Below are 23,089 nucleotides of genomic sequence, written 5' to 3' on the forward strand. Positions count from 1 at the left end.
TAAGGAGGACAAGATGGCAAAAAAAGGCGCAAAGTCAGGATCCATGCACGGAGGCTGGACCAAACGGAATAAGATTGGATTCATGTATGTGAGTATCTGGATATTCGGATTTCTGTTATTCCAGCTGTATCCATTTATTTGCTCCCTGGTGTATTCATTTACAGATTATGATATTTTCAGCAAGCCGGAATTTGTGGGATTTGCTAATTATATAAAGCTTTTTACGAAAGATAAGGAATTTTGGAATTCACTAATTGTTACTTTGAAATATACGTTCATTACAGTACCTGGAAAGGTTGTACTTGCTCTGATCATTGCAGTAATCTTAAATAAAAACTTAAAGGGGATTAATTTTATTCGTACAGTATATTATATTCCGTCCCTGCTCAGCGGTTCCGTAGCTGTGGCAATTTTGTGGAAGGTGCTGTTTATGAACGATGGTTTTGTAAATAGTCTTCTGGGCTGTTTTAATATTGAACCAGTGAAATGGCTGGGGACACCAGATATGGCGTTAGTTACCATATGTATGCTGGAGATCTGGCAGTTCGGTTCCTCCATGGTATTGTTTCTTTCAGCCTTAAAACAGGTTCCGCAGTCACTTTACGAGGCTGCCAGAATTGATGGGGCATCCAAACCGAGAATGTTTTTCAAGATCACCCTCCCTATGATTACCTCCATCGCATTTTTCAATATTATTATGCAGCTGATTACTGCCCTGCAGAATTTCACCTCTGCTTTTGTAGTTACGAACGGAGGACCAAACAAAGGTACCTACGTTCTGGGTATGAAGTTGTATACAGATGCTTTTAAATATTTCAAGATGGGGTATGCATGTGCCACTTCCTGGATTCTGTTCATTGTGATCCTGATCATGACGGCAGTGCTGTTTGCTACTTCAAAGAAGTGGGTTTATTATGATAATTAGGAGGAAGCCATGAGAGAGAAAAGAATAAAAAATGGGTTTACCTACACCTTTCTGGCTATCGGCGGTGTAGCTATGCTCTTTCCGGTTATATGGATGTTTTTTGCCTGTTTTAAGACAAACAATGAAATTTTTGGAAGTCTGCGCCTTCTGCCAGAGAGATGGGTGATTGAAGCATTTGTGAAAGGATGGAAGACAACGGGAACTTATACCTATGCTCAGTATTTTATCAATACGTTTGCTTTGGTGGTTCCTACAACCTTTTTGACTTTGGTATCCTGTTCTATTGTGGCTTATGGTTTTGCACGTTTCGATTTTCCAGGAAACAAGGCGCTGTTTATGGTGCTGATAGCAACTCTGATGCTGCCAAATGCTGTTATTATCATTCCGCGCTATGCCTTGTTTAACAAGCTGGGCTGGCTGGATTCCTATATGACCTTTTATGCTCCCGCAGCAGTAGCATGCTATCCGTTTTTTGTGTTTATGATGGTGCAGTTTTTAAGAGGACTTCCCAGAGATCTGGATGAATCTGCTTATATTGACGGCTGTGGTCCTTTCCAGTGTTTTATGAAGATTCTTCTTCCATTGTTAAAGCCGGCCCTGTTTTCAGCAGGACTGTTCCAGTTCCTTTGGACATGGAATGATTTCTTCAATACCAATATTTATATTAATACTGTATCCAAGTTTCCACTGTCTCTGGCTCTTAGAGTCAGCATTGACGTAACATCCAATATTCAGTGGAACCAGGTTATGGCCATGGCGCTGGTATCTGTAATTCCGTTGATCATTCTGTTTTTTGCAGCCCAGAAGTATTTTGTAGAGGGAATTGCTACTTCTGGTCTGAAAGGGTAAAGGAGGAAATTGAATATGCAGCAATATCAGAATCCAATTTTATATGCTGATTATTCTGATCCGGATGTAATTCGGGTCGGAGAAGACTATTATATGGTGTCATCTTCATTTACCTACCTTCCAGGAGTGCCTTTGCTGCATTCAAAGGATCTGGTACATTGGGAGCTGATTAACCATTGTGTTTCCTCACTTCCTTTTGAAAAATATGATTTTCCTTCTCATGGATCAGGTACATGGGCATCTTCGATCCGGTACCATGAGGGAACTTTCTTCGTATTCATTCCTTTAGTAGATGAGGGCATTCTGGTAGCCCGTTCCAGAGATCCCTATGGGGAATTTGAACTGAATCTTCTGTGTAAGTCTAAGGGATGGATCGATCCATGTCCGTTCTGGGATGAAGATGGGAAGGCATATATGGTTTTTGCCTATGCTAAAAGTCGTTGTGGAATGAAACACCGCCTCTCTATGGTGGAAATAGATCCCAACTGCCGTGGTTTGCTTTCTGAACCAAAACTGATTTTCGACGGAGAACAGATAGCTCCTACCACAGAGGGGCCGAAGATGTATAAAAAAAATGGATATTATTATATTCTTATGCCTTCCGGCGGAGTGGAAGATGGATGGCAGTCTTGCCTTCGTTCTCGTTCCGTTTATGGACCGTATGAGTACAAAATTGTAATGCATCAGGGAAATTCAGCAGTTAATGGCCCTCATCAGGGCGGATGGGTTACTTCCTCAGATGGACGAGACTGGTTTATTCATTTTCAGGATGTGATCGAACTGGGACGCATCGTTCATCTTCAGCCTATGTGTTTTGCAGATGGATGGCCGTTCATTGGTCAGGATCAAAATGGGGATGGAATTGGGGAACCAGTGGAAAGCTGGTATATGCCAGAAGAGGATATGCCGTCATATGCCATTGCCCAGTCGGATGATTTTGAGGAAAAACATCTGGGACTTCAATGGCAGTGGCAGGCTAATCCAAACAGTGCTTACTATTCACTGACGGACCGACCAGGTTATTTAAGGCTTTTTTGCTGGAAAAATCCGGAGCGGGAGAATTATTTGTGGTACGCGCCCAATGTGTTGACTCAGATCCCACAGAAAAAAGAGCTGACCATGACAGTTAAGATGGAGCTTACAGGGAAAGAAGCGGGAGACTTCGGTGGGATAGGAGTGGAAGGACATATCTATGGATATGCCGGACTCTACAGTACAGGAGAGAAGATGGAGATTCGCTGTTATAGGGGAATTGTTACAGAAAAAATGTTCCATGGAGAGGCAGAAGAGAGGCTTGTGTTCTCCAGTAAACTGGAAGGAAATGTATTATGGCTTTCCATGAGTTTATCAGACGATAAAACCTACAAATTTTCGTATTCCACGGATGGTGTGCATTTTACACAGATTCAAGAGAAATTTCCGCTGAGCCGGGCTACCTGGACGGGGGCAAAGCTTTGCCTGTGGTCCTGTTCCAAAGAAAATAAGAACTCAGAGGGATATTGTGATTATGAGTATGTGACGATTGTCTGATATATGAATTTCAAAAACTGGAAACTGAAAGTTTGCTGTGTTTTGCGGCGGTTTTCATTGATTGGTTTTATTTGAGCAGCTTCGGTTATAATGTTACCTTATCAGGAACAACGTTATAACCGAAGCTGCAGTTTTTTAGTATTTTGTAGTACTCATGTTTTTTTGCAGCATTTTTTTTGATGCAGAGTCTGGCTGAGAAATGGTAAGCGTTGTATTTATGAAAACAGGGATTTAAACCAATATGAAAAACCAGAATATTGAAATATTGCAATCTTTTATAGGGAATGGTAAGATATATTTAAAATAGATGCAGGCAAATGAAAATTAGCGAAAGGGTAATCAAAAAAATAAGAGCTTTCGATGACAAAAATCATCGAAAACCCTTGATTTTAAAGGAAAAATCGGAGTAACAGGATTTGAACCTGCGACCTCTCGGCCCCCAGCCGAGCGCGCTACCAAGCTACGCCATACTCCGTGTCGAACGAACTATTGTAGTATAGCATATATTTTTCATTTTGAAAAGTATTTTTACCAAAAAAATATGTTTTTTATGAAATACATTGCTGGATAAAACTGGCTTAGGACAGGAAAGGACAGAGAAAATGGACAGAATGAGAAAACGGATCGTCAGTTTTGATCTGGATATGACCCTTTTGGATCATAAGACATGGAAAATTACAGAAAGCGCTCTTAAGGCGCTGGAAATTTTGAGAAAAGATAATGTGATCGTGATTGCCAGCGGACGAAATATGGATCTGCCCCTGAGTGTTGGGTACAGGGATCAGCTCCAGCCGGATGCGGTAATCCATATGAACGGCACCCGTGTAGTTGCGGAAGGGAAGACATTGTATGAGCATACTATGGACAAGAAGCTTTTGAAACGTCTACTGGCATTTGGGAAGGAGCGAGGGATTGCTCTTGGCGTAACGATGGAGAATGGGGATTATTATACTGCGCCCGAGGAGGTAGAGCGGATTGATGTGCTGCGCTGGGGAGAAACCAGCCGCCATTTTGAGGATCCTATGAAGCTTTTGGAGCTTCCGGTGCGGACATTGGCCTATATAGGAGGCCCGGATCGCGTGAGAGAGCTTGAGGAGCATTTTCCGGAATGTAAGTTTTTCATGTTTGCAGGAAAAACCGGGGCAGATGTAGTGGAAAATGAGGCGTCCAAGGCAGAGGGGTTAAAGCGCCTCTGTGAGTATTACGGAATAGATCTGTCACAAACAGTGGCTTTTGGGGATAGTATGAATGATTTTGAGATTGTTTCCAGGGCAGGTATCGGGATTGCCATGGGTAATTCCGTGGAGGAACTGAAGGCGGCTGCCGATTATGTGACAGATCCCATTGACCGGGACGGGGTATGGAATGCCTGCCGGCATTTTGGATGGATATGAGGAGGAATGAGATGGCAAAACAGTTTGACGTAATAGTAATCGGCGCCGGGCCGGGAGGCTATACAGCCGCCCTTAAGGCAGCGGAGTTTGGACTTAAGGTGGCTGTGATTGAGACGAAGAAAATAGGCGGTACCTGTGTAAACAGGGGATGTATTCCAACCAAAGCGCTTTTGTATGCTTCCGGTATGTTCCGGATGATGCAGAACTGTGATGAATTTGGCGTGTCTACCGATTTTATTTCCTTTGATTTTCAAAAAATGCAGTCTTACAAAAAGAAGGCAGTGGACCGGTACAGAGGAAGTGTAGAGGGACTGTTTGAGGAGAATCATGTGGAGGTAATATACGGAAAAGGCACACTGCGCCGGGGACGTACGGTGGAGGTAGAGCTGGCAGAGGGAGGCCGGGAATTTTTTGAGGGTAAGACGGTGATCCTGGCAGTGGGAGCGGTTCCGATGATGAATGAGATTCCCGGAGCAGATCTTCCTGGAGTGTGGAACAGCGACCGGCTTCTGGCGGCTAAAAGCTGGAATTTCGATCGGCTGACCATCATGGGAGGCGGAGTGATCGCTGTGGAATTTGCCACCCTGTTTAACAATCTCTGTTCCAATGTAACCATTGTGGAGAAGAAAAAGCATCTCATGGCCCCTATGGATGATGTGATGTCAACGGCTCTTGAGCGTGTGCTGCGCAGGAAAGGAATCCAGGTTTACTGCGATTCTACTGTTACGGAGCTGTCACAGGGGGAAAATGGCTTAAACTGCGTCATTACCCCCAACAAAGGAGGTGAACCCATCCGGACCAGAGCAGGTCAGGTTTTGATGGCCATTGGCCGTAAACCGAATGTACAGGGGCTTTGCGGACCGGATGTGAGCCTTGAGATGAAAAATGGGAAAATTGCGGTTTCACCGGGGTTTGAGACAAGTGAACCCGGTGTTTATGCCATCGGAGATGTGTGTGCAGATATTCAGCTGGCCCATGTAGCGGCAGCCCAGGGTACATATGTGGTGGAAAAAATTGCCGGCCGTCCTCATACTATACGGCTTCAGTCAGTACCCAGCGGTATGTATGTTTCCCTTCCCATTGTGCCTAACTGTATTTATACGGATCCGGAGATTGCTACCGTTGGCCTTACGGAGGAGGAAGCGGGCCTGCGGGGGCTTAAGGTGCGATGTGGTCATTTTTCCATGGAGGAAAATGGACGTTCCATTATCTCAGGGGAACAGGACGGCTTTATCCGGCTGGTGTTTGAAGCCTACAGCAATACCATTGTAGGAGCACAGATGATGTGCCCCAGGGCAACGGATATGATTGGGGAAATTGCCACTGCAATTGCAAATGGACTGACAGCAGAGCAGATGTCATTTGCAATGCGGGCCCAACCGACGTATAATGAAGGCATAGGTGCAGCCATTGAGGATGCGCTGAGAAAGGCTTAAGGAAAGAGACAGGAGGAAAAAGGATGCATATAACAGATGAAAGAATCCAGAGCTTAAGAGAGAAAATGAAGGAATACCGGATGGATGCCTATCTGGTGCCTACGGCTGATTTCCATGAATCCGAGTATGTGGGAGAATATTTCAAATGCAGAAAATATCTTACCGGATTTACCGGATCAGCAGGTACAGCGGTAATTACCATGAACGAGGCATGTCTGTGGGTGGACGGAAGATACTTTGTTCAGGCTGCAGCTGAATTAAAGGGAAGCTGTGTGAAAATGATGAAGATGGGACAGGAAGGCGTTCCGTCTGTACAGGAGTATCTGGAGGAACATGTACCGGAGGGCGGCTGCCTGGGCTTTGACGGAAGAGTGGTCAATTCCCTTACCGGCTTAAGCCTGGAGAAGAATTTAAGGGAAAAGGGTGCCCGCATTATATGTACCGAGGACCTTGTGGGAATGATCTGGCAGGATCGCCCGGAGCTTTCCTCTGAGCCTGCCTGGATTCTGGAGGAAAGGTATGCTGGAAAGTCTGCGGCAGATAAGATTGCAGATGTACGGGCTGCCATGAAAAAGGTTCATGCCACGGTTCATGTGCTTACAACGCTGGATGATATTGCATGGCTGTTAAATATCAGGGGAAATGATATTTCTTACAACCCTGTGGTACTTTCCTATGTGATGATTACTATGGAGGACGTTCGTCTGTTCATCAATGAAGCTGTTCTTAATGATGAGATTTGTGGATATTTGGAGTCTATGGGTGTTGTGATTCTTCCATATAATGATATCTATAAGGAAGCAGGAGCGCTTCAGGGAGAAAAGGTGCTGTTTGAGCGGGAGAAGGGAAATTATGCCCTGTATCAGGCTATGGCAGCGCAGAATGAGATCATTGACCGGATGAACCCTACGTCAGAGGCAAAGGCCAAAAAGAATCCGGTGGAAGTGGAGAATGAGAAGAAGGCCCATATTAAGGACGGCATTGCAGTAACCAGGTTTATGTACTGGTTAAAGCATCAGATTGGAAAAGAAACCATTACAGAGATGAGTGCGTCTGAAAAGCTGGAGGGCTTCAGAAAGGAGCAGGAGGGATATATTGAGCCCAGCTTCAATACCATTTCTGCCTACGGCCCCAATGCGGCCATGTGCCATTATTCCGCTACAGAGGAAAGCAATGCAGTTTTAGATGCAAAAAGCTTTTATCTGGTGGATTCCGGCGGCCAGTACTATGAGGGAACCACAGACATCACAAGAACCATTGCACTGGGAGAACTGACAGCAGAAGAAAAGGAGCATTTTACCCTGGTTCTCATCAGTATGCTCCGCCTTCAGGCAGTACGGTTTTTATACGGCTGCAGAGGCTTAAGCCTGGATTATGTGGCAAGAGAGCCATTCTGGAGCAGGGGACTGAATTTTGACCACGGAACCGGACATGGTGTGGGATATCTTTCAAGTGTCCATGAGCGCCCCAACGGAATCCGTTTCAAAATGGTTCCGGAGCGCTGTGACAACGGAATATTGGAGGAGGGAATGATTACCTCGGACGAGCCGGGACTGTATATCGAAGGAAAGCATGGAATCCGTACGGAAAATCTGATTCTCTGCAAAAAGGATGAGAAGAATGAATACGGTCAGTTTATGAAATTTGAATTCCTGACCTTTGTCCCTATTGATGTGGACGCAGTGGACAAGAACCTGATGACAGAGCGGGATGTGGAGCTGTTTAATGCATATCATAAAGAGGTTTATGAGAAGATCAGTCCGTATCTGGAAGGGGACGAGAAGGAGTGGCTTAAGAAGGTAACGGCTGCGATTTAATACAGGAGGAATAGAGATTTGGAAGCATCTTCCATATTTTCGGAGCATTTTGTAATGTAACTGTGTAAATAGAAAGAGACGTCGTTTCACGCTGTTTAGGCGAGGAATGCGTCTCTTTTTTATGGATAACAGACTTATTTTACATCCGGAAGGTCTACCAGAGTATAGTCGTGATGGATGGCAGGCAGAATTTTTGTAATCAGATCTTGTGTTTTTAGTTTAAGGCTGGAGGTGTTAATACAGGGGTGACAGCCGATAAAAGCATGATTTTCTATTACGTCCCGGTCAATGAGAAGGCGGATCTTATTTTCGGCATCATTCATAAGCCCCAGAACCGTAACCGAACCGGGAGTCAGATCCATCAGCTGTTCCATAAATTCCGGTTCTCCAAAGGACAGGCGGGCGCTTCCAATCTGCTTGGACAGGGCGGCTGTCTTAAACTTTTTCTCACCGGGAAGGAGAAGAAGATAAAAGGCAGTTTTCTGGGCATTGCGCAGAAACAGGTTTTTGCACATGGGGGTTCCCAGAATTTCATCCACCTGTCTGCAGGCTTCAATGGTGGGAAGGGCGTCGTGATCTACACGCTCGTAGGAAATATGCAGGGAATCCAGAAGGTCATAGGTTCTCAGTTCCTTGGGAAGGCGTCCGGAGGAATCGGCGGGGCGTCCGGCATAGATGGTGGGATCAATATGGTAAGATAACGGTGGTTGTAATTGGTTTGTCATAGGAATACCTCGTATTTTTGCAGTGTCTGTGCGGCAGAATTAAATGCAGTGAAGGAATAACCGTGCGGTTGGGGCAGCTGCCGGATATACAGCGGTTTTGTTACACATTATAAGGAATCTGTGATAAAATGTCGATAGCAGATAAGAAAGAATATAATAGATTTATGAAAAAGGAGAGTTTGTAAATATATGGAAAACAGAGAGGCGAATGAACGAATTAAGAGAACAGATGCAGGAAAGAATAAAAAAGATGTAAGGCCAGATGGAAAAAAGAAGGATGCAGGAAGAGCCGGCGTACCGGAAAGAAAACAGAAAAGTCTCTGTCCTGTAAGCAAAAAATGTGGTGGCTGTCAGCTGCTTGATATGCCCTACAGCCAGCAGCTGACATTAAAGAAAAAGCAGCTGGAAGAGACATTAAAGGGAATCTGCAAGGTTCAGACTGTGATTGGAATGGAACAGCCATTTCATTACAGAAATAAGGTTCATGCGGTGTTTGACCGCGACCGCAGAGGAAATATTATTTCCGGGATTTATCAGGAAAATACCCATATCGTAGTGCCTGTGGAAAAATGCCTGATCGAGGATGAAAAGGCGGATGAAATTATCGGGACTATCCGGGGAATGCTTAAATCCTTTAAGATCCGGACCTATGATGAGGATACGGGATACGGCCTTCTGCGCCATGTGCTGATCCGGAAAGGATTTCAGTCAGGGGAGATCATGGTGGTACTGGTTACTGCATCACCGGTATTTCCTTCAAAGAACAATTTTATAAAGGCACTTCGGGAAAAGCATCCGGAGATCACAACCATTGTACAGAATATCAATGGCCGGGGAACCAGTATGGTATTGGGAGACCGGGAGCAGGTTCTTTATGGAAAGGGATATATCACGGACCAGCTCTGTGGCTGTACCTTCCGTATTTCTTCAAAATCCTTTTATCAGGTGAATCCGGTACAGACAGAGAAGCTCTATAATCTGGCCATTGAGTTGGCTGGGCTTACAGGAAAGGAAACAGTGCTGGATGCCTACTGCGGGATCGGAACCATTGGCATCATAGCCAGCCGCAAAGCCGGCCAGGTGATCGGAGTGGAGTTAAATCAGGATGCAGTCCGGGATGCTGTAAATAACGCAAAGCTGAATCAGATTTCCAATATCCGTTTTTACTGCAATGATGCCGGCCGGTTTATGGTAAATATGGCGGAGCGGGGAGACCGAGCCGATGTAGTCATCATGGACCCGCCCAGAAGCGGAAGCACAGAGGAATTTATGGACTCCATTAAGAAAATGGGGGCGGATAAGCTGGTGTATATTTCATGTAATCCTGAGACATTGGCAAGGGATTTGAGGTATATGAAGAAGCTTGGGTATCGCGTGGATGGAAATGCGGTTGGGGTGGATATGTTTGCGGAGACTTATCATGTTGAGACGGTAGTTCTTTTGTCCAGAAAAACTCCGGATGATACGATAGAGGTCGACTTAGACTTGGATGAGCTTGATATTACCGCTGCTGAGTCAAAGGCTACCTATCAGGAAATCAAGGATTATGTGCTGAAAGAATTTGGCTTAAAGGTTTCAACTTTATATATTTCCCAAATTAAACGCAAATGTGGTATTGATGTAGGAGAACATTACAATATTTCACAGAAAGAAAATCAGAAAGTACCACAATGCCCGAAAGAAAAGGAAGATGCTATCCGAGCTGCTCTTGAACATTTTGCGATGATCTAAAGGTCATTGCTGATTTCAAGGAGGAATAGCATATGAAGTCATTATTCGAAGAAATGGGCGGTACATATACGCTCGGAGCAGATGGAATGTATTATCCGGATTTGGAACTTCCGGAGGAAGAACCGCATTACGGAAAGTACGGCAGAATGCGTCTGCGCTATCTGAAAGAACACCATAAGATGCTGTACAACACACTTTTGCTGGATGGAGAACTGGTCAAACATCTGAATGAGGTGGATGATACCGCTAATCAAAGAATGGAACTGTTGACCCTGCAAATGCAGGAGCAGCAGGGCATAAACGAAGCATTAAAGGCTCGTGATCAGATGGCATGGGTTGGTGCTTGCAATAACATCCGAAATGCGGCAGAGGAAATTGTTTTGAATGAATTGATATGTTGTTAAATCGAGAAGGAGGGAGTGATGAATTCCCTCCTTCTCGATTCTGAAGATATCATCTCTTTTGGAGAATGAAAAGGGATTTTGTAGAAAAATTTATGCTTATATACTAAAATGCACATAAGGAAATACAAAGCTCTACAAATTATTTATTTATGTGTAACGAATGATGATTTCCGGGTACTAACTTAGCAGAAAGGAGGAAGTACGATGGAATCAATGGAAGAAATATACCAAAACCACTCAAAAAAGGTCTATACGTTTCTACTAAGTAAAACATGTAACCATGAACTTGCAGAAGAATTAACACAGGAAACTTTCTTTTGCGCTGTAAATAGTATTAACAAGTTTAAAGGAAATAGCAGTGTATTGACATGGCTTTGTGGTATTGCTCAAAATCTTTGGCTCAAGTATTTAAGAGACAATAAATCATTTGAAGATTTATCAAATTATGAAGACATGTTGACAATTTCTTCTGCTGAAGATGAACTATTTATCCAGTGGGAAAATGTAGAGATATTGAAGTCGCTACATAATCTTGATGAACCGATGAGGGAAGTTATGTATTTACGGTTGATTGGAGAAATATCTTTCGCTCAAATCGGTGAAATAATAGGCAAAAGTGAAAATTGGGCTCGTGTTAATTTTTATCGTGGAAAAAAAAGAATATTTGAGGAGATGAAGAAAAATGAATAAAGAATTGCAGTGCAATATAGTCAATGATTTACTACCTTTATACATGGATGATTTGACATCCGAGGAAACAAATTCATTTATTAAAAAGCATTTGGAAGAATGCCAAAATTGTCAGAATGAATACCGGACGTTTAAAGCAGAATTAAGTAATTCAGCCAACAGGAATAATGCTACAAAAATGCAAGAGATTGATTATCTGAAAAAAATAAACATATATCAAAAAATGAATTTTGTTTTGGGTGCAATCATCAGCTTCCTGTTTGGGGCATGTTTACCTGTATTGAAAGTTGGCATACCTGTACTTCTAAACGGAGCAGTCCCTGATTATTATCTGGCACGACTTCAAATCGCATGGCATATCGGTCTTTTGAAAATGACAGTTTCTGGAGTAATAGTGTGCCTTATTTATATGATTATTATGTTTATAATCAAGAAAAAGCTAAACAGCAAAACCAGTCGAAATAGTCAACCGTAAAGAGAGTGGCCTGTATCCATCGCTTCAATCTGGTTTTGCAATAAATATAAGGGATGACAGCATAAAATGCTATCGCCCTTTTACATCATTTAGAAAGAGCCATGACTGCACTCCATATCAGAGTGAAAGCCGTGGCTTTTAACTTGTGGTTAAGTTTTTATCTCCATGATTAACAACTGCTCGATTGTGCTATGAATATCAGCTTGCTATAATAAAGACAACAAAGAGCTTTTTGTAATATCCTCAAAGGAGATTAAGATATGCCTATGAACATAGTCATCCAAGAGCAGCGCAAGCTACTTGGATTAACACAGGAACAGGTTGCTGATTATCTCGGTGTTTCTACTCCCGCTGTCAGCAAATGGGAGAAAGGTATCACAAGCCCTGATATTGGCCTTCTTCCTCCATTAGCCAGACTTTTGAAAATTGATTTGAATACATTGTTTTGTTTTAGTGAGGATCTGTCTGAACAGGAAATTGGATTTTTCTGCAACGAGCTCGCCAAACAAGCAAGGAATGATATTCTTTCTGCATTTGATGCTGCTGAAGCAAAGATACACGAATACCCACACAACGAACTGCTTCTTCTCAACATCACGATTATTTTGGATTCCATACTTTTGCAGACAGCCGATGATACTTTACCCATCGATAGCCTTGATACAAAGATTTCAGACTGGTATTTACATCTGGCTGAGAGCAATGATGAAAAGATACGAAATAGTGCTAACTATATGAGAGTTAACCGCTATATTCGTAAGGGCAAAACAGATGCTGCACAAGAGGTTCTTGATACAATTCAAGATAAAACTGACCTGATTAGCACATTGCCGGATAAACTTATGCTTCAGGTATCTATTTATATGCAACAACAAAAAGCAGAATTGGCTGCATTAGAACTGGAAAAGGCATTATTCAAAGAAATTACCAGAGTTCAGATGCTCCTAACGAAATTGATAGATGCTGAATTAGCTTCCGGAAACACAGAATCTGCTTGTAAAATTGCCGAAAAATCAAGTTCCATGGTAGATGTATTTGATATGTGGGAATACAACCGATATATTGCTTCTTATCAGATTTTGGAACAAAAGCAAAATGCAGATGCAACGCTTCATTTACTGGAACAAATGCTTGAAGCGCTCACTACACATTGGTCATTAACTGATTCCGTTCTGTATCACAGGATGGCACCCGAAACCAAAGCTATACAATCCCATGAGTTGATACCAGTTCTTCTCAATGGATTAGAAACTGATCCACAATGTGCATACCTTCGAGAACATCCAAAATTTAGGGAGATTATAGACAAATACAAAAACAAATGAGGGATACGGCTGCTACTACCTTTCGGAAGTAACAGCCGTGTTTTCAATTATCGCTCGTATTCTTTCTTCTTTTGCTTCTTTGGTTGTGGGGTTTCTTGTTTCGGCATTTTCAGCTGTTCGCTGATAGAACGCTTTTTCTTCTGAATTGGCTGTTCTTTCAATTCGGCATCAATCTGCCTGTTGGCTTCATCGAAAGTAGCAGAACTGTATTTATTCTTGTATTTTTCATACAATTTTCGTACTAAACCAACTCTGCCATCAGGACGGAGTTTTTCACGTTCCTGCATAACTGCATCCATATTTTCGGGTGCGATACCATCTCGGATTTCAAGAAACTCTGTCTTATCAGCTTCTTTCTGTTCAGACAGGGCAGCACGCTGCTGTTCCAAGGTTTCCAGAGCGTTCTCCATCTTTTTTAGATTCTGCTTTCTGGCAGCAATGCCGTTATCCTGACAATTAAGCTGAGAAAGCAATCCAGCCTTTTGGAATTTCAATTCTTCAATATCTTCGGTCAGAGCTGCAATCTGTTCACCCAGCTTACTTGCACGAATGAAATGAATCCCACAGTTTTTCTGTTCTGCAATCAGCTCTTTTTTCTCAGCGGTCTTGGCTTTGAATTCTGCCTTAACATTTTTGTATTCAGCCAGTATATCAGCCAAAAGGTTTTTCTGGGAAGTGACAGCTTCCTGCTGAGAAGTATTCACGATCAACTGATACTGAAGAAAAATCATGTTGTCACGCAGAGTTTCCAATGCAGAAGCGAGGGCAGGAATATTTTCTTTGACTGCTTTCATCAGCTTCTGCACCTGTTTTTTCAGTTCACGCAGGAGTTTGTTATCTGCCCTGATCTGGCGGTTCAGTTCGCAGCGGTCAGAAACAATTCCCATGGATTCCAGTTTTCTTGCGTGGTATCCTTCGTGTACGGTTGGCTGTTCAGTTAGTCCTCTGGCGGCATGACTGCGACAGTCTACACGGTCAGCAATACCATGGCGTTCCTGTTCTTCATTGACAATCATTTCCCAGCTCTTGCGCCATGCAAATATCTGTTCTTCGCTGTTCCAAAGTGCTGTAAGTGGGTTTTGTCTCCCATAGCGGGTGCTTTTAGGGGTCTTTGACGTCCTGATACATCCCTCAATTTTCTCAGCTTCAGATGGGGTTAAATACTGCCTTTTCTCCCCGAACTGATACATATATTGTTTCTCCCACCCCTGTGTTTTGGCGGTCTTGAACTCATCAGCAGTAAAACCACGTTCTTCGCCGCCACGCTTGCAAAGGTATTCTTTCTGAGTCTTTGTCTGCCACTTGCCGTGTTCATCTAAGGGACGCATGGTGAAAAGAATATGGCTGTGAGGATTATGCCCCGGAGGGTACGGATCATGGATGTTCACATCCGCACACATTCCAAGGTCAATGCCTTGCTCACGAACAAAACGCTTCAGCATACTTTTCCAGTCATCCAAAGACAGTTCTGATGGCAAAGCAACCACAAGCTCTCTCGCCAGTCGGCTGTCCTTTGTCTTTTCTACGGACTCGACAGCTTCCCAGAGTAGCTGTCTGTCCTTCCATTCTTCTGGTGCATACTGCGGAAGAAAGACTTCGCTATACAGACACCCGTGCTTTCTGGTGTAGTCATGGGTAAGTCCGTCATAATCATTGTAGAGTCGGGAACAGGATGCATAAGCGGCAGCTGCTATCACAGAACGGCCTGCGCCACGACTCACAACTTTTGCTTCTAAATGGAAATAGTTCACTATTTTCCTCCTTCCTGTGCCGCAGCACAATTTTTGTTTCTTTTTTGAAAAAGAAAATAGGTGCGGTGAATGCTGCGCCTATCTCTGCGATAAAACTGCCGCACCCGAAGGGCGTACCTTGTGTAGTGGCAGATTTTCGCAGGCAGTTAGCGCAAGGTAGGGTACAATTTGTACCCCTGATTACAAACGCAGTATCGTTTGTACTTGCGGAAACTGCGTGGACAATGACAGCAAGTGTGGCATTGTACATAAGGCTCCAACGGAGCCGCAAAGCCTCGCAGAGCGCACGACCCCGAAGGGGATACCACCGCCCATTTTATGGGTGGTGAGTAAGTGCGCCCTTCGGGATAGCAGCGAAGCTGCCAAGGCTTATGCCTTCAATCGTCTTTTCAGCTCCATCTTCACATCATCAAGCTCCATAGTCTGAACTTCCGGGAACACGCTTTCCAATACGGCTCCCATCTGGATCAATCGTCTGGTTCTTGCCTTTCGCTCTTTCTGGCGGTTGCGTGCTTCAATCGCTTCCATTCTGTGCTGTGCCTGCAATAATTTCTTTTCATCTTCAGTCATAGGTCTGTTATTTGCCATAAAATCTCCTGGTATCGGTGTGGTACTGTAATCCGGTGTAGATGGTGCAGATACAATTCGTTTTGCAAGTTATAAGTTATCTGTGTACTGACAGGCGAATTGTTCCGCACCATCGGCTGTGAATTTAAGTACCGGAATTTAATATTTTTCGTGCTTCCTGCATATTGGCGGCTGCGTTCAACTCTCGGATATTCTGATTGTTGATTTTCAAAGGAACACAACGCTCCAATACTCGGTCATAAATTCTGGCTCTTGCCAGATCTTTCGGATGTTTCAACTCATCCAAAGTTAGATTGGTGGTTACAATCAGTGGTTTCTTGCTTCGGTATCGACTGTCAATCACATTGAATACCTGTTCCAAAGCAAATTCCGAACTTCGCTCAATTCCCAGATCATCAATAATCAGCAGACTGTATTTATTAAAACTGTCAATGAACTGGTTTCTGTCATCGGAATATATTCCGGTCAGCGTATTCAGGATTCTGGAAAAATTGGTCATCAGAATCGGAATACCTTTGTCCAACAGGGCATTTGCAATGCAGCCAGCGAAAAAGGATTTACCGGTTCCCACATCTCCCCAGAGAAGCAGTCCCAACGAGTTCGCTTTCATTTCTTCCCAATGGGACACATACTCATGGGCTTTCTGCATTTCCGGATTGTAGCCTTTATCATTGGAAAAGTTGTAATCATGCAGGGATTTGTCCTGCAATCCGTTTGTCCTCAAGCGTGACACCTGAATGAGAAATTCCTGATGCTTGCGTTCGGCTTCTTCTTTGTCGTATATTTCCTGCTGACAGCGGCATCGAACCGTAGGAAGGAATACTCGTTCCTTCAATTCAATTCGGTGCTGTCTGGGAGTGTGGCATTTGGAACAATACATCAGTCCGTCAGCTTCGTTCAAATATTCATCCTCTGCAAGCTCTCTCGGCTGAAATAATTCATCCACGGCGTTATTGATTGGTCTCATAGGCTTTCATCCTCCTTACATTCATAGGTTCGTTTGACAGGAGCAGGATGGTCACGCAATGCCCAGCTTCGTATGGTGGCTGCGTGACTGGAATACTGTTTTCCGCTGGATGCCATATAGCTGGACAGCTTTTCAATGTATTCCTGATAATGAGGAACCTCGTCCTTCAAAGCCTTCAGTTCTTCCGTACTCAGGAAAACATTTTGATAAGAGCCATAAGCGGTGCGGTCATCCTTACTCTCTGAATTTGTTCTTTTTATATTGTTCTTCTCTTTATTACTACTGGACAGTTTTCTGTCTGTCACAGAGACAGTTTTCTGTCCATCTGTAGGACAGTTTTCTGTCTGTTTTACGGAAAAAATTCTGTCCGTTTGATTCAATGCTTCCGGTGGATATTTAACGTATATCCTGTTTGGAAAACCTGCTCCCTGACGTTTACGGGCGATCAGATTTTCTTTCTCCAGAGCATTCAATGCGGTTTTGACAGACATTTCACTCTTGTGCATGGTTTCTGCCAGGCTCTTGATGGGGAAGAAAATGAACACATGACCTTGTTCATCTGTCCATCCGTCATTTTTCTGGGACAGCCTTGCTCGGTCGAGCAAAATCGTATAGAGAATTTTTGCAGTTTCATTTAGGCCATCCTTGTCCAGTAAAAATCTTGGGAACGCCATATACGGCGGTATCGGACTGCTTTGTGTTAGAAATTGTGTCATGTGTTCACCTCCCTTCTGTGAGATCAGCTTGGAGCAAACTTATTCTCCAAGAAAATCCCAATCCACTTCCTCATCCAGTTCCTGCTGTGTGACCGAAACGGCTCCAACCGGCACTTGCGACATTCCCACCATACAGCCTGCAAGAAATACCGGAAGTGTTTTCTCCATGGCGCTTTCTACAGAGGAAATAATCTGATTCACAAATCGTTCCTCACGTTCCCTGGTTTCAAAGTAAGGATCATCCTGACTGCGATAATAGCGGTCAAAGTAATCCACCAGAGCTACGGCAATCACATTGCTGTAGGATTTGAATTGCTGCTTGTCCATGTTCTGAAGATACTGCCATGCTCGCTTCTGGGTGTCCTTTTCCAGATTGAAGCGAAGATTTGTGCTGCGGATATTCTCGCTCATGGCTTACTCCTTCCTGCGAAGGCTCATAGAGGCGAGATATTCATAACCTTTGGCTGTCGCACAAATATCATCCAGAATAGTCACTCGGCTTTCATCGTACTGTCCAAAATGCTTGACCAGACAGCCGCCACCACCAACGATATACAGTCGCATCAGATCCGGATTGTATTCATAGCGGCGAAGCGTAGCAAAAATATCAGCCACATATCGCTTAGCCACGGAGGTAATACAGTCCAGATAGGGCTTGCTGATATCAGCAGTTCCGAAACGAAGTACCTGCTCAACAGTAGATTCTTCGATTTTCACGCCGAAGCTGTCCAGTACCGCATTCTTAGCGGCAATCATGCACTGGTTGGCACCGAACTTTTCTGTCCAACAGCGGCTCTCTACCGCCTTTTTATTGTTGATATACAGAATGTTCATGGTGCCGTTTCCAATGTCTGCCAAAAGATTCGTTCCCTTGAAATTTCCCAGTTGATTGATGATGGCAGGGTATCCCTGCGGGAAAAGACTGCATCCGACAAATCGAATGTAATAATCGTTGCCATTAAAACGGAAGTTCACTTCCTTGTTGCGGAGCAGATAGCTTCGGAAATCTTCACGCTGTTTGCGAATCCAGGTCAGTGGCAGACCGGCAGCCAGATGAACATCTGCTTCACGGATGCCGTATACATTCAGTTCTCTGGCAACCGCCATGAGCGTCAGAAGGTAATAGTCCTCATCCACAGCCTTGTCTGCGATAAATTCCTTGTGACCTTCTCCGATGCGGTAATAGATGCCGCCATATTCCAGAATGTTGCCGGAGAAGATCGGCTCGGTTTCATAGGCGGTCACTCCGGTAGGGGTAACTGTGTTTGCGGTCTTGATGTTGCCGTAGCCGTGATCCACAGCAATGATTTTGATGTTGTTCAGTTCTCTCATTTGGTCTGTACCTCCTTGTGCTTGTTCGTGTTCATAAAAAATGCCCCTTTCAGTAGATTTGCGTTGAAGTAGCACCGGATTTTCTGATTTGGTGCTGTTTTCATTGCAATTTCATTCTATTGAAAGAGGGCGCAAAACACATTGAGCGTGGATTGAGCGGAAATTGAGCAAAATTTATCTGTGGAATAAAAAATAGCTCTGCTATTACACAGAGCTACAATTGTTTATTTAATGACAATTCGTTCATTTATTTTACAAGGTGAATTAAGACACATTATCACAGTTAATGGATCAACATTATATTCTGTCGCAATAATGTGTGCATCTACCATTACTGATATTGTCCATGCAGAATCAATTTCACCTTTCGGAATTTTTATTCGTCGCTTTTGGTCATATTCTTCAAAAGCTTTCTTAATGTTTGTTCGCTGGTTGGCTTTTAATGAATTAAACTGCTTTAATGCAACCATGGGCATAATCCTGCTTTTAGCAAACATATTCGATACAGTTACCCATTTCACGAAATCTTTCTGAGATTTGAATACTATTTTATTTTTCATAACAATCCTCCCAAAAAGTTTTTACAGATAAAAATCGAATTTTCCCTTGAGCATTAAGTGTCGGAAGTAATTCTTTAATCATGTCACAATCACTTTCGTTAAAGTAATAGTAGACACATTCGTCAATATTAGATGCATTTATTGATTCAAATATATGAAAATCATTCCACGGAGATAATCCTAATATTTCTAATGTCCCCGTAATATTTTTGAAAGTATCAAAATGATAATTATCAGAAAAAGTTAATGAAGGATTAGCGGCTTTAAGCTGAATGGCATATCCCATATTTGCAGTCAACTTATTCGATTTAAGCGTCCAACTATCAACATCCTGTTTGATTTTGGGGTCATTATTATAGGCTATTGCCATTTTTTCAACAGCACTATTTGCTTGAGGAATTTGTTTGATCTGTAATTCTTTGTATGCGCCACAATGTGTTGTCAAAGCGTTTGAATACAAATAGAAATAATTCTCATCAATTTCTATTTCTTTTATTGGTGCATCGGGAAGTTGGTTTCTGAATGAATCGAGAAGATACACATCACTTTTCTTATCAAATTGCCCATGAATATGGTATGCCGGTTTATGTGTTGCTAATTCGAGATTTGCATCATAGTTTGTAGTAAATATGTTGTCGAACGCCTCTAAATAGGTGATGAATTTTTCCGGATATTCTTGATACAAGGTATTAAGTTTACCATCATTATATATTGCATATAGATAAGCAACTCTCAGAGCTTCCCTGACATAGTATTGCTCGGGATTTTGAGTATTGGTCTTGTGGCATACTAAATCATGAATTAAATAATAGTCTTCAAATCCTATATCAGTTATTCGTAATGTATCAATTTTATCTGCATATTGTTTTTTGAAAGACTTCAAAGATTCATCTTCTGCAGTACAATTTGTAAAATTATCGTATTTGTCCTCCAAAATATCTCTTGCTTCTAAAAATAATTGCCCTATATAATTTTTTAACAGGTACGGGAAATTCACAATGATATGTGATGGAAAATCATCTCTATCACAATTTTTTAGAATTCTCAATACTATTTGTTGCGTAGTATAATCAGTTTTATTAAATTGAATGTTTATACCATTTCCAACGAGTAAATTGTTCATATAGTTATATATCCCCTTCTTTGGTCAATAATTTTTCGCCTAAGTATAATCCGGCTTGCGCATACGTTCCAAGCAGTTCCTGTTTCTTTGCTTCAATCATATCAGGTTCAAACTCAAATACTGTTTCATAGATTTCCATAGCTTTCTGGAAATATGAAGTTGCCTGCGAAATTTCTCCCATAGTCAGGCTGATATTTCCCATCGCTTCTTGAACACTTGCATAATCCAGACCAGTATCAGAATTATATTCTCGAATTACACGGCAGAGCTTTCGCAGAGCAGACAAACCAACATCAGGCTGTCCCATATCCGTAAGCAATACAGCATAGTTTGTAATCTGCACAATGCTATCATGGTAATAGGCCAGACCATACTCATCTATGATTCTGATTGCCTGTTCCATATTTTCTTTAGCAAGTTCCAGCTTGCCATTCATTTTATACATACCGCCAAGATTTGCATACAGATTGGACAGGAGCAACGCATTCTCCGAAGTCATTTTCGGAATCATTGCAATGGCATCTTTCTGCATCTTGATTGCTTTATCTGGTTTCTTCTCATAAGCTGCCTGATAACTGAGCAGCAATGCCCGGTCAGCAATAGAGCCTACAGCCTTGTCCTTGAGCAAGTCAGACAGTTTATTTATAACCAATTCCATCCCCTGATAATAGCGGTAATTCTCCATATAAGGGAACACATCTTCCAAGAAACGAAGATATACCGGCATATCATCATTTTCAATCTGATTTATCACAAATTCAATGGTCTGGAACAACTGTTTATAATAAGAAACTTCTTCTCCATGACGCAGACAAATCTGCTGTAAGCTTTCCAATAAGGTGTGACAAGTCTGCACAGAAGGTTTTGTTTCTTCCATTGTCACTTCCTGCATCATTGGATGAAGGGCAATCATACGACCTTCCATTGCCTTGATGAAGCCTTTTTCAATCAGATCATTGACAGTATTCATATCACGCAGCTTTAACCAGTTCGCAAACAATCTGTTTTGAACACCGGAAAACGAAGCCAACGCAAGGTTTCTCATAATATCTGTTTCTGCTTCTGAAAGCTGATACAGAGAGAACAACGTGTGAATGTGGTCATAATAGGTCGCCTTGCGACTTTTGCCGTCTTTGGAGATACCGATAGTATCGGTGGCATCCAGGGCGACTTTTTCTTCTTTTAGCTTCTTTAACAGGAGCAACGGCTCCATAATTCCACTTTCCAACAAACGGGCTGACATTTCTACAGCAAGAGTATGACTGTGTACTGTTTGGATGATTTGCTCCAAAATCGTGCGATTCTTTTCAGCATCGGAATAGAAGCAGCCCATCAGTTTAATCAAAGCATCTGTATCCCCAATTTCTTCCAGATTCATGAAAGTATAGTTGTTAAAGCTGCTTCGGGTAGTAAACAGAATACGGCAGCGATATTTCATCACAACCGACAGCAAACCATCCTGCGATGCTGTAGTATTAAAATTATCAATGATAAATAAGGTGTCCTCTTTCAATGTACGCAGAAAACGGTTATGTTTGCGGAACCGTTCTTCATTGTCGTCATCCGGCAGATCATCTGCAAAATCCATATCTGAAATATCTTGTTTTAAATTGCCAGTGTAGGAAAGGTACAAAATATTTGTGTATTCTTTGCTATGAATTTTAGCATAAGCCTTTGCCAATTCACTTTTACCAATGCCGGCGATACCTTGCAGAAATACCTTTCCATGACTACATAACAACTGATGTAAAGTTACAAGTTCATTGTCTCGTCCACAGAAATGACGGCATGGCTTTGGGGTACCGCCATCGTAGATAAAATCTTTCACGGCCGGAGAAAGATTTCCAGCAGATAACAGATTCTTAGTATTTACATCTCGCTTTACAAAAGTACGTTCCATGCCAAAGCATAAAGCAGAAGTTAGAAATACTGCTTCATCCATTTCTGTTTCACAAGGATAATTCTCGAGAAGCCGAGCCTTGGTTTTATCTGATATGGTTGTATCCTGCACCAGAATGTTATAAATCTCTTGCACCGCCATAGTACTGTCATACATCAACGGAAGCACATTTCTGTGCATATCAGCAGCGAGTCGGTTTCGATTGTGGTTATCCATATAATACCTGGTGATACGAGGACTGATTTTTGCTTGTCCATTGAACCAACGGCATACCAGACCATTATCAAAATCAAAATCCAGAGATTCGTCTGAACTTAAAAAGCTGACAAACAACTGGTACATCATGTCAATCTGATTCATACTGTGGGCATCACTGATATAGTTACGAATGGTGGTGATGACTGAACTGAAATCTAAATATTCCATAGACAGCCCTCCTTCAAAAATAGTCAATTTACGCTCAATCCACGCTCAATGAAGCTTTAGACTGTTTGTTCTAAAATGAGTGTAGATTGATGGAAGCGTTCTGCTAAATATTATAGCACGGCTTTCAAGTCTACGAAAGAGCATAGGTAAGTGATTTGAAAGGAGGGGCTCATGGAACAGAATATAGCATTTGAACGATGTGTGGATTTTCTGGCTCGTATGATTGAGAAATACGGGCAAGAGCTCCTCGATGAGATCAATGCAGATGAAGATGGTGGGGCAAGAACTAAAACAGAAGATACAAAGTCAGCGTAAATGGGTGTCGAAAATGTCGGCATCCATTTTTTATATTTTGAATATATTGAAAAACTGAAAATCAATGGTATAATTAAGTTGGGACAAATAATTGAAACAGTAATTCGATA

General features: G+C 42.5%; 22 protein-coding genes and 1 tRNA gene. 12 read left to right on the forward strand and 11 right to left on the reverse strand.

The features are described 5' to 3' along the window. Nucleotides 1-13 precede the first annotated feature (13 nt). From BN3656_RS06270 to BN3656_RS06280, 3 genes are read left to right on the forward strand one after another with little or no spacing between them, the layout of a single operon-like run. Nucleotides 14-925, forward strand: coding sequence for a sugar ABC transporter permease (locus BN3656_RS06270; protein ID WP_066545375.1), 912 nt, complete (start codon nt 14-16; stop codon nt 923-925). A 9-nt stretch (nt 926-934) separates the two neighbouring features. Further along, nucleotides 935-1,774, forward strand: coding sequence for a carbohydrate ABC transporter permease (locus BN3656_RS06275; protein WP_066545376.1), 840 nt, complete (start codon nt 935-937; stop codon nt 1,772-1,774). 15 nt (nt 1,775-1,789) lie between these two features. After that, nucleotides 1,790-3,304 (forward strand): glycoside hydrolase 43 family protein, encoded by a 1,515-nt coding sequence (locus tag BN3656_RS06280; protein WP_066545377.1) that lies wholly within the window; start codon nt 1,790-1,792, stop codon nt 3,302-3,304. Between the two features lie 401 nt (nt 3,305-3,705). Here the strand turns inward: BN3656_RS06280 and BN3656_RS06285 are convergent. Next, nucleotides 3,706-3,779, reverse strand: a tRNA-Pro gene (locus BN3656_RS06285). Nucleotides 3,780-3,906: 127 nt separating this feature from the next. Between BN3656_RS06285 and BN3656_RS06290 the strand changes: the two genes are divergently transcribed. Genes BN3656_RS06290 through BN3656_RS06300 form a run of 3 tightly spaced genes read left to right on the forward strand, consistent with a single transcriptional unit; the run spans nt 3,907 to nt 7,951 of the window. Continuing rightward, nucleotides 3,907-4,698: a Cof-type HAD-IIB family hydrolase gene (locus BN3656_RS06290; protein ID WP_066545378.1), complete on the forward strand. Its 792-nt coding sequence runs from the start codon at nt 3,907-3,909 to the stop codon at nt 4,696-4,698. Between the two features lie 11 nt (nt 4,699-4,709). Next, nucleotides 4,710-6,134, forward strand: a complete 1,425-nt coding sequence (lpdA, locus tag BN3656_RS06295; RefSeq protein ID WP_066545379.1) for a dihydrolipoyl dehydrogenase — start codon at nt 4,710-4,712, stop codon at nt 6,132-6,134. A 23-nt stretch (nt 6,135-6,157) separates the two neighbouring features. Next, nucleotides 6,158-7,951 carry an aminopeptidase P family protein gene (locus tag BN3656_RS06300; protein WP_066545381.1) on the forward strand — a complete coding sequence of 598 codons (1,794 nt, stop codon included), beginning with the start codon at nt 6,158-6,160 and terminating at the stop codon, nt 7,949-7,951. Nucleotides 7,952-8,085: 134 nt separating this feature from the next. Here BN3656_RS06300 and BN3656_RS06305 read toward each other — a convergent pair whose 3' ends face one another. Next, nucleotides 8,086-8,676: a prolyl-tRNA synthetase associated domain-containing protein gene (locus tag BN3656_RS06305; RefSeq protein WP_066545383.1), complete on the reverse strand. Its 591-nt coding sequence runs from the start codon at nt 8,674-8,676 to the stop codon at nt 8,086-8,088. 189 nt (nt 8,677-8,865) lie between these two features. Here BN3656_RS06305 and rlmD point away from each other — a divergent pair, with 189 nt between their 5' ends. From rlmD to BN3656_RS06330, 5 genes are all read left to right on the forward strand, one after another. Continuing rightward, on the forward strand, nt 8,866-10,407 hold the full coding sequence (gene rlmD, locus BN3656_RS06310) for a 23S rRNA (uracil(1939)-C(5))-methyltransferase RlmD (protein ID WP_081422880.1): 1,542 nt from the start codon (nt 8,866-8,868) through the stop codon (nt 10,405-10,407). 32 nt (nt 10,408-10,439) lie between these two features. Then, nucleotides 10,440-10,811 (forward strand): TnpV protein, encoded by a 372-nt coding sequence (locus BN3656_RS06315; RefSeq protein WP_066545385.1) that lies wholly within the window; start codon nt 10,440-10,442, stop codon nt 10,809-10,811. Nucleotides 10,812-11,015: 204 nt separating this feature from the next. Then, complete coding sequence (locus BN3656_RS06320) at nt 11,016-11,501, forward strand: sigma-70 family RNA polymerase sigma factor (protein WP_066545387.1); 486 nt, start codon at nt 11,016-11,018, stop codon at nt 11,499-11,501. Continuing rightward, a complete protein-coding gene (locus BN3656_RS06325) occupies nt 11,494-11,976 on the forward strand; it encodes a zf-HC2 domain-containing protein (RefSeq protein WP_066545390.1) in 483 nt (160 codons plus the stop codon). Before BN3656_RS06320 ends, BN3656_RS06325 begins: the two co-directional genes overlap by 8 nt. A gap of 260 nt (nt 11,977-12,236) precedes the next feature. Beyond that, nucleotides 12,237-13,301 (forward strand): helix-turn-helix transcriptional regulator, encoded by a 1,065-nt coding sequence (locus tag BN3656_RS06330; protein WP_066545392.1) that lies wholly within the window; start codon nt 12,237-12,239, stop codon nt 13,299-13,301. A 47-nt stretch (nt 13,302-13,348) separates the two neighbouring features. Here BN3656_RS06330 and mobQ read toward each other — a convergent pair whose 3' ends face one another. The 9 genes from mobQ to BN3656_RS06375 form a co-directional block, all read right to left on the reverse strand. Continuing rightward, a complete protein-coding gene (mobQ, locus tag BN3656_RS06335; RefSeq protein ID WP_066545398.1) occupies nt 13,349-15,052 on the reverse strand; it encodes a MobQ family relaxase in 1,704 nt (567 codons plus the stop codon). A gap of 369 nt (nt 15,053-15,421) precedes the next feature. Next, entirely contained in the window at nt 15,422-15,640 is a 219-nt protein-coding gene (locus BN3656_RS06340; protein ID WP_066545400.1) for a DUF3847 domain-containing protein, read from the reverse strand. Between the two features lie 124 nt (nt 15,641-15,764). Next, nucleotides 15,765-16,607 carry an ATP-binding protein gene (locus tag BN3656_RS06345; RefSeq protein WP_066545403.1) on the reverse strand — a complete coding sequence of 281 codons (843 nt, stop codon included), beginning with the start codon at nt 16,605-16,607 and terminating at the stop codon, nt 15,765-15,767. After that, nucleotides 16,604-17,323: a replication initiator protein A gene (locus tag BN3656_RS06350; protein ID WP_066545405.1), complete on the reverse strand. Its 720-nt coding sequence runs from the start codon at nt 17,321-17,323 to the stop codon at nt 16,604-16,606. The genes BN3656_RS06345 and BN3656_RS06350 overlap by 4 nt, the downstream gene beginning before the upstream one ends. A gap of 39 nt (nt 17,324-17,362) precedes the next feature. After that, on the reverse strand, nt 17,363-17,734 hold the full coding sequence (locus BN3656_RS06355; protein ID WP_066545407.1) for an adenylate cyclase: 372 nt from the start codon (nt 17,732-17,734) through the stop codon (nt 17,363-17,365). Between the two features lie 3 nt (nt 17,735-17,737). Beyond that, nucleotides 17,738-18,655 (reverse strand): ParM/StbA family protein, encoded by a 918-nt coding sequence (locus tag BN3656_RS06360; protein ID WP_066545409.1) that lies wholly within the window; start codon nt 18,653-18,655, stop codon nt 17,738-17,740. 224 nt (nt 18,656-18,879) lie between these two features. Next, nucleotides 18,880-19,215, reverse strand: coding sequence for a hypothetical protein (locus BN3656_RS06365; protein WP_066545411.1), 336 nt, complete (start codon nt 19,213-19,215; stop codon nt 18,880-18,882). Continuing rightward, nucleotides 19,205-20,338, reverse strand: coding sequence for a hypothetical protein (locus tag BN3656_RS06370; RefSeq protein ID WP_066545412.1), 1,134 nt, complete (start codon nt 20,336-20,338; stop codon nt 19,205-19,207). The genes BN3656_RS06365 and BN3656_RS06370 overlap by 11 nt, the downstream gene beginning before the upstream one ends. Before the next feature lie 4 nt (nt 20,339-20,342). Next, nucleotides 20,343-22,664, reverse strand: a complete 2,322-nt coding sequence (locus tag BN3656_RS06375; protein ID WP_096807405.1) for an Archaeal ATPase — start codon at nt 22,662-22,664, stop codon at nt 20,343-20,345. Nucleotides 22,665-22,835: 171 nt separating this feature from the next. Here BN3656_RS06375 and BN3656_RS16620 point away from each other — a divergent pair, with 171 nt between their 5' ends. After that, on the forward strand, nt 22,836-22,979 hold the full coding sequence (locus BN3656_RS16620) for a hypothetical protein (protein WP_167544861.1): 144 nt from the start codon (nt 22,836-22,838) through the stop codon (nt 22,977-22,979). Nucleotides 22,980-23,089 lie beyond the last annotated feature (110 nt).

Origin of the sequence: Clostridium sp. AT4 (assembly GCF_001517625.2) — a bacterium.
Lineage (GTDB): Bacteria > Bacillota > Clostridia > Lachnospirales > Lachnospiraceae > Enterocloster.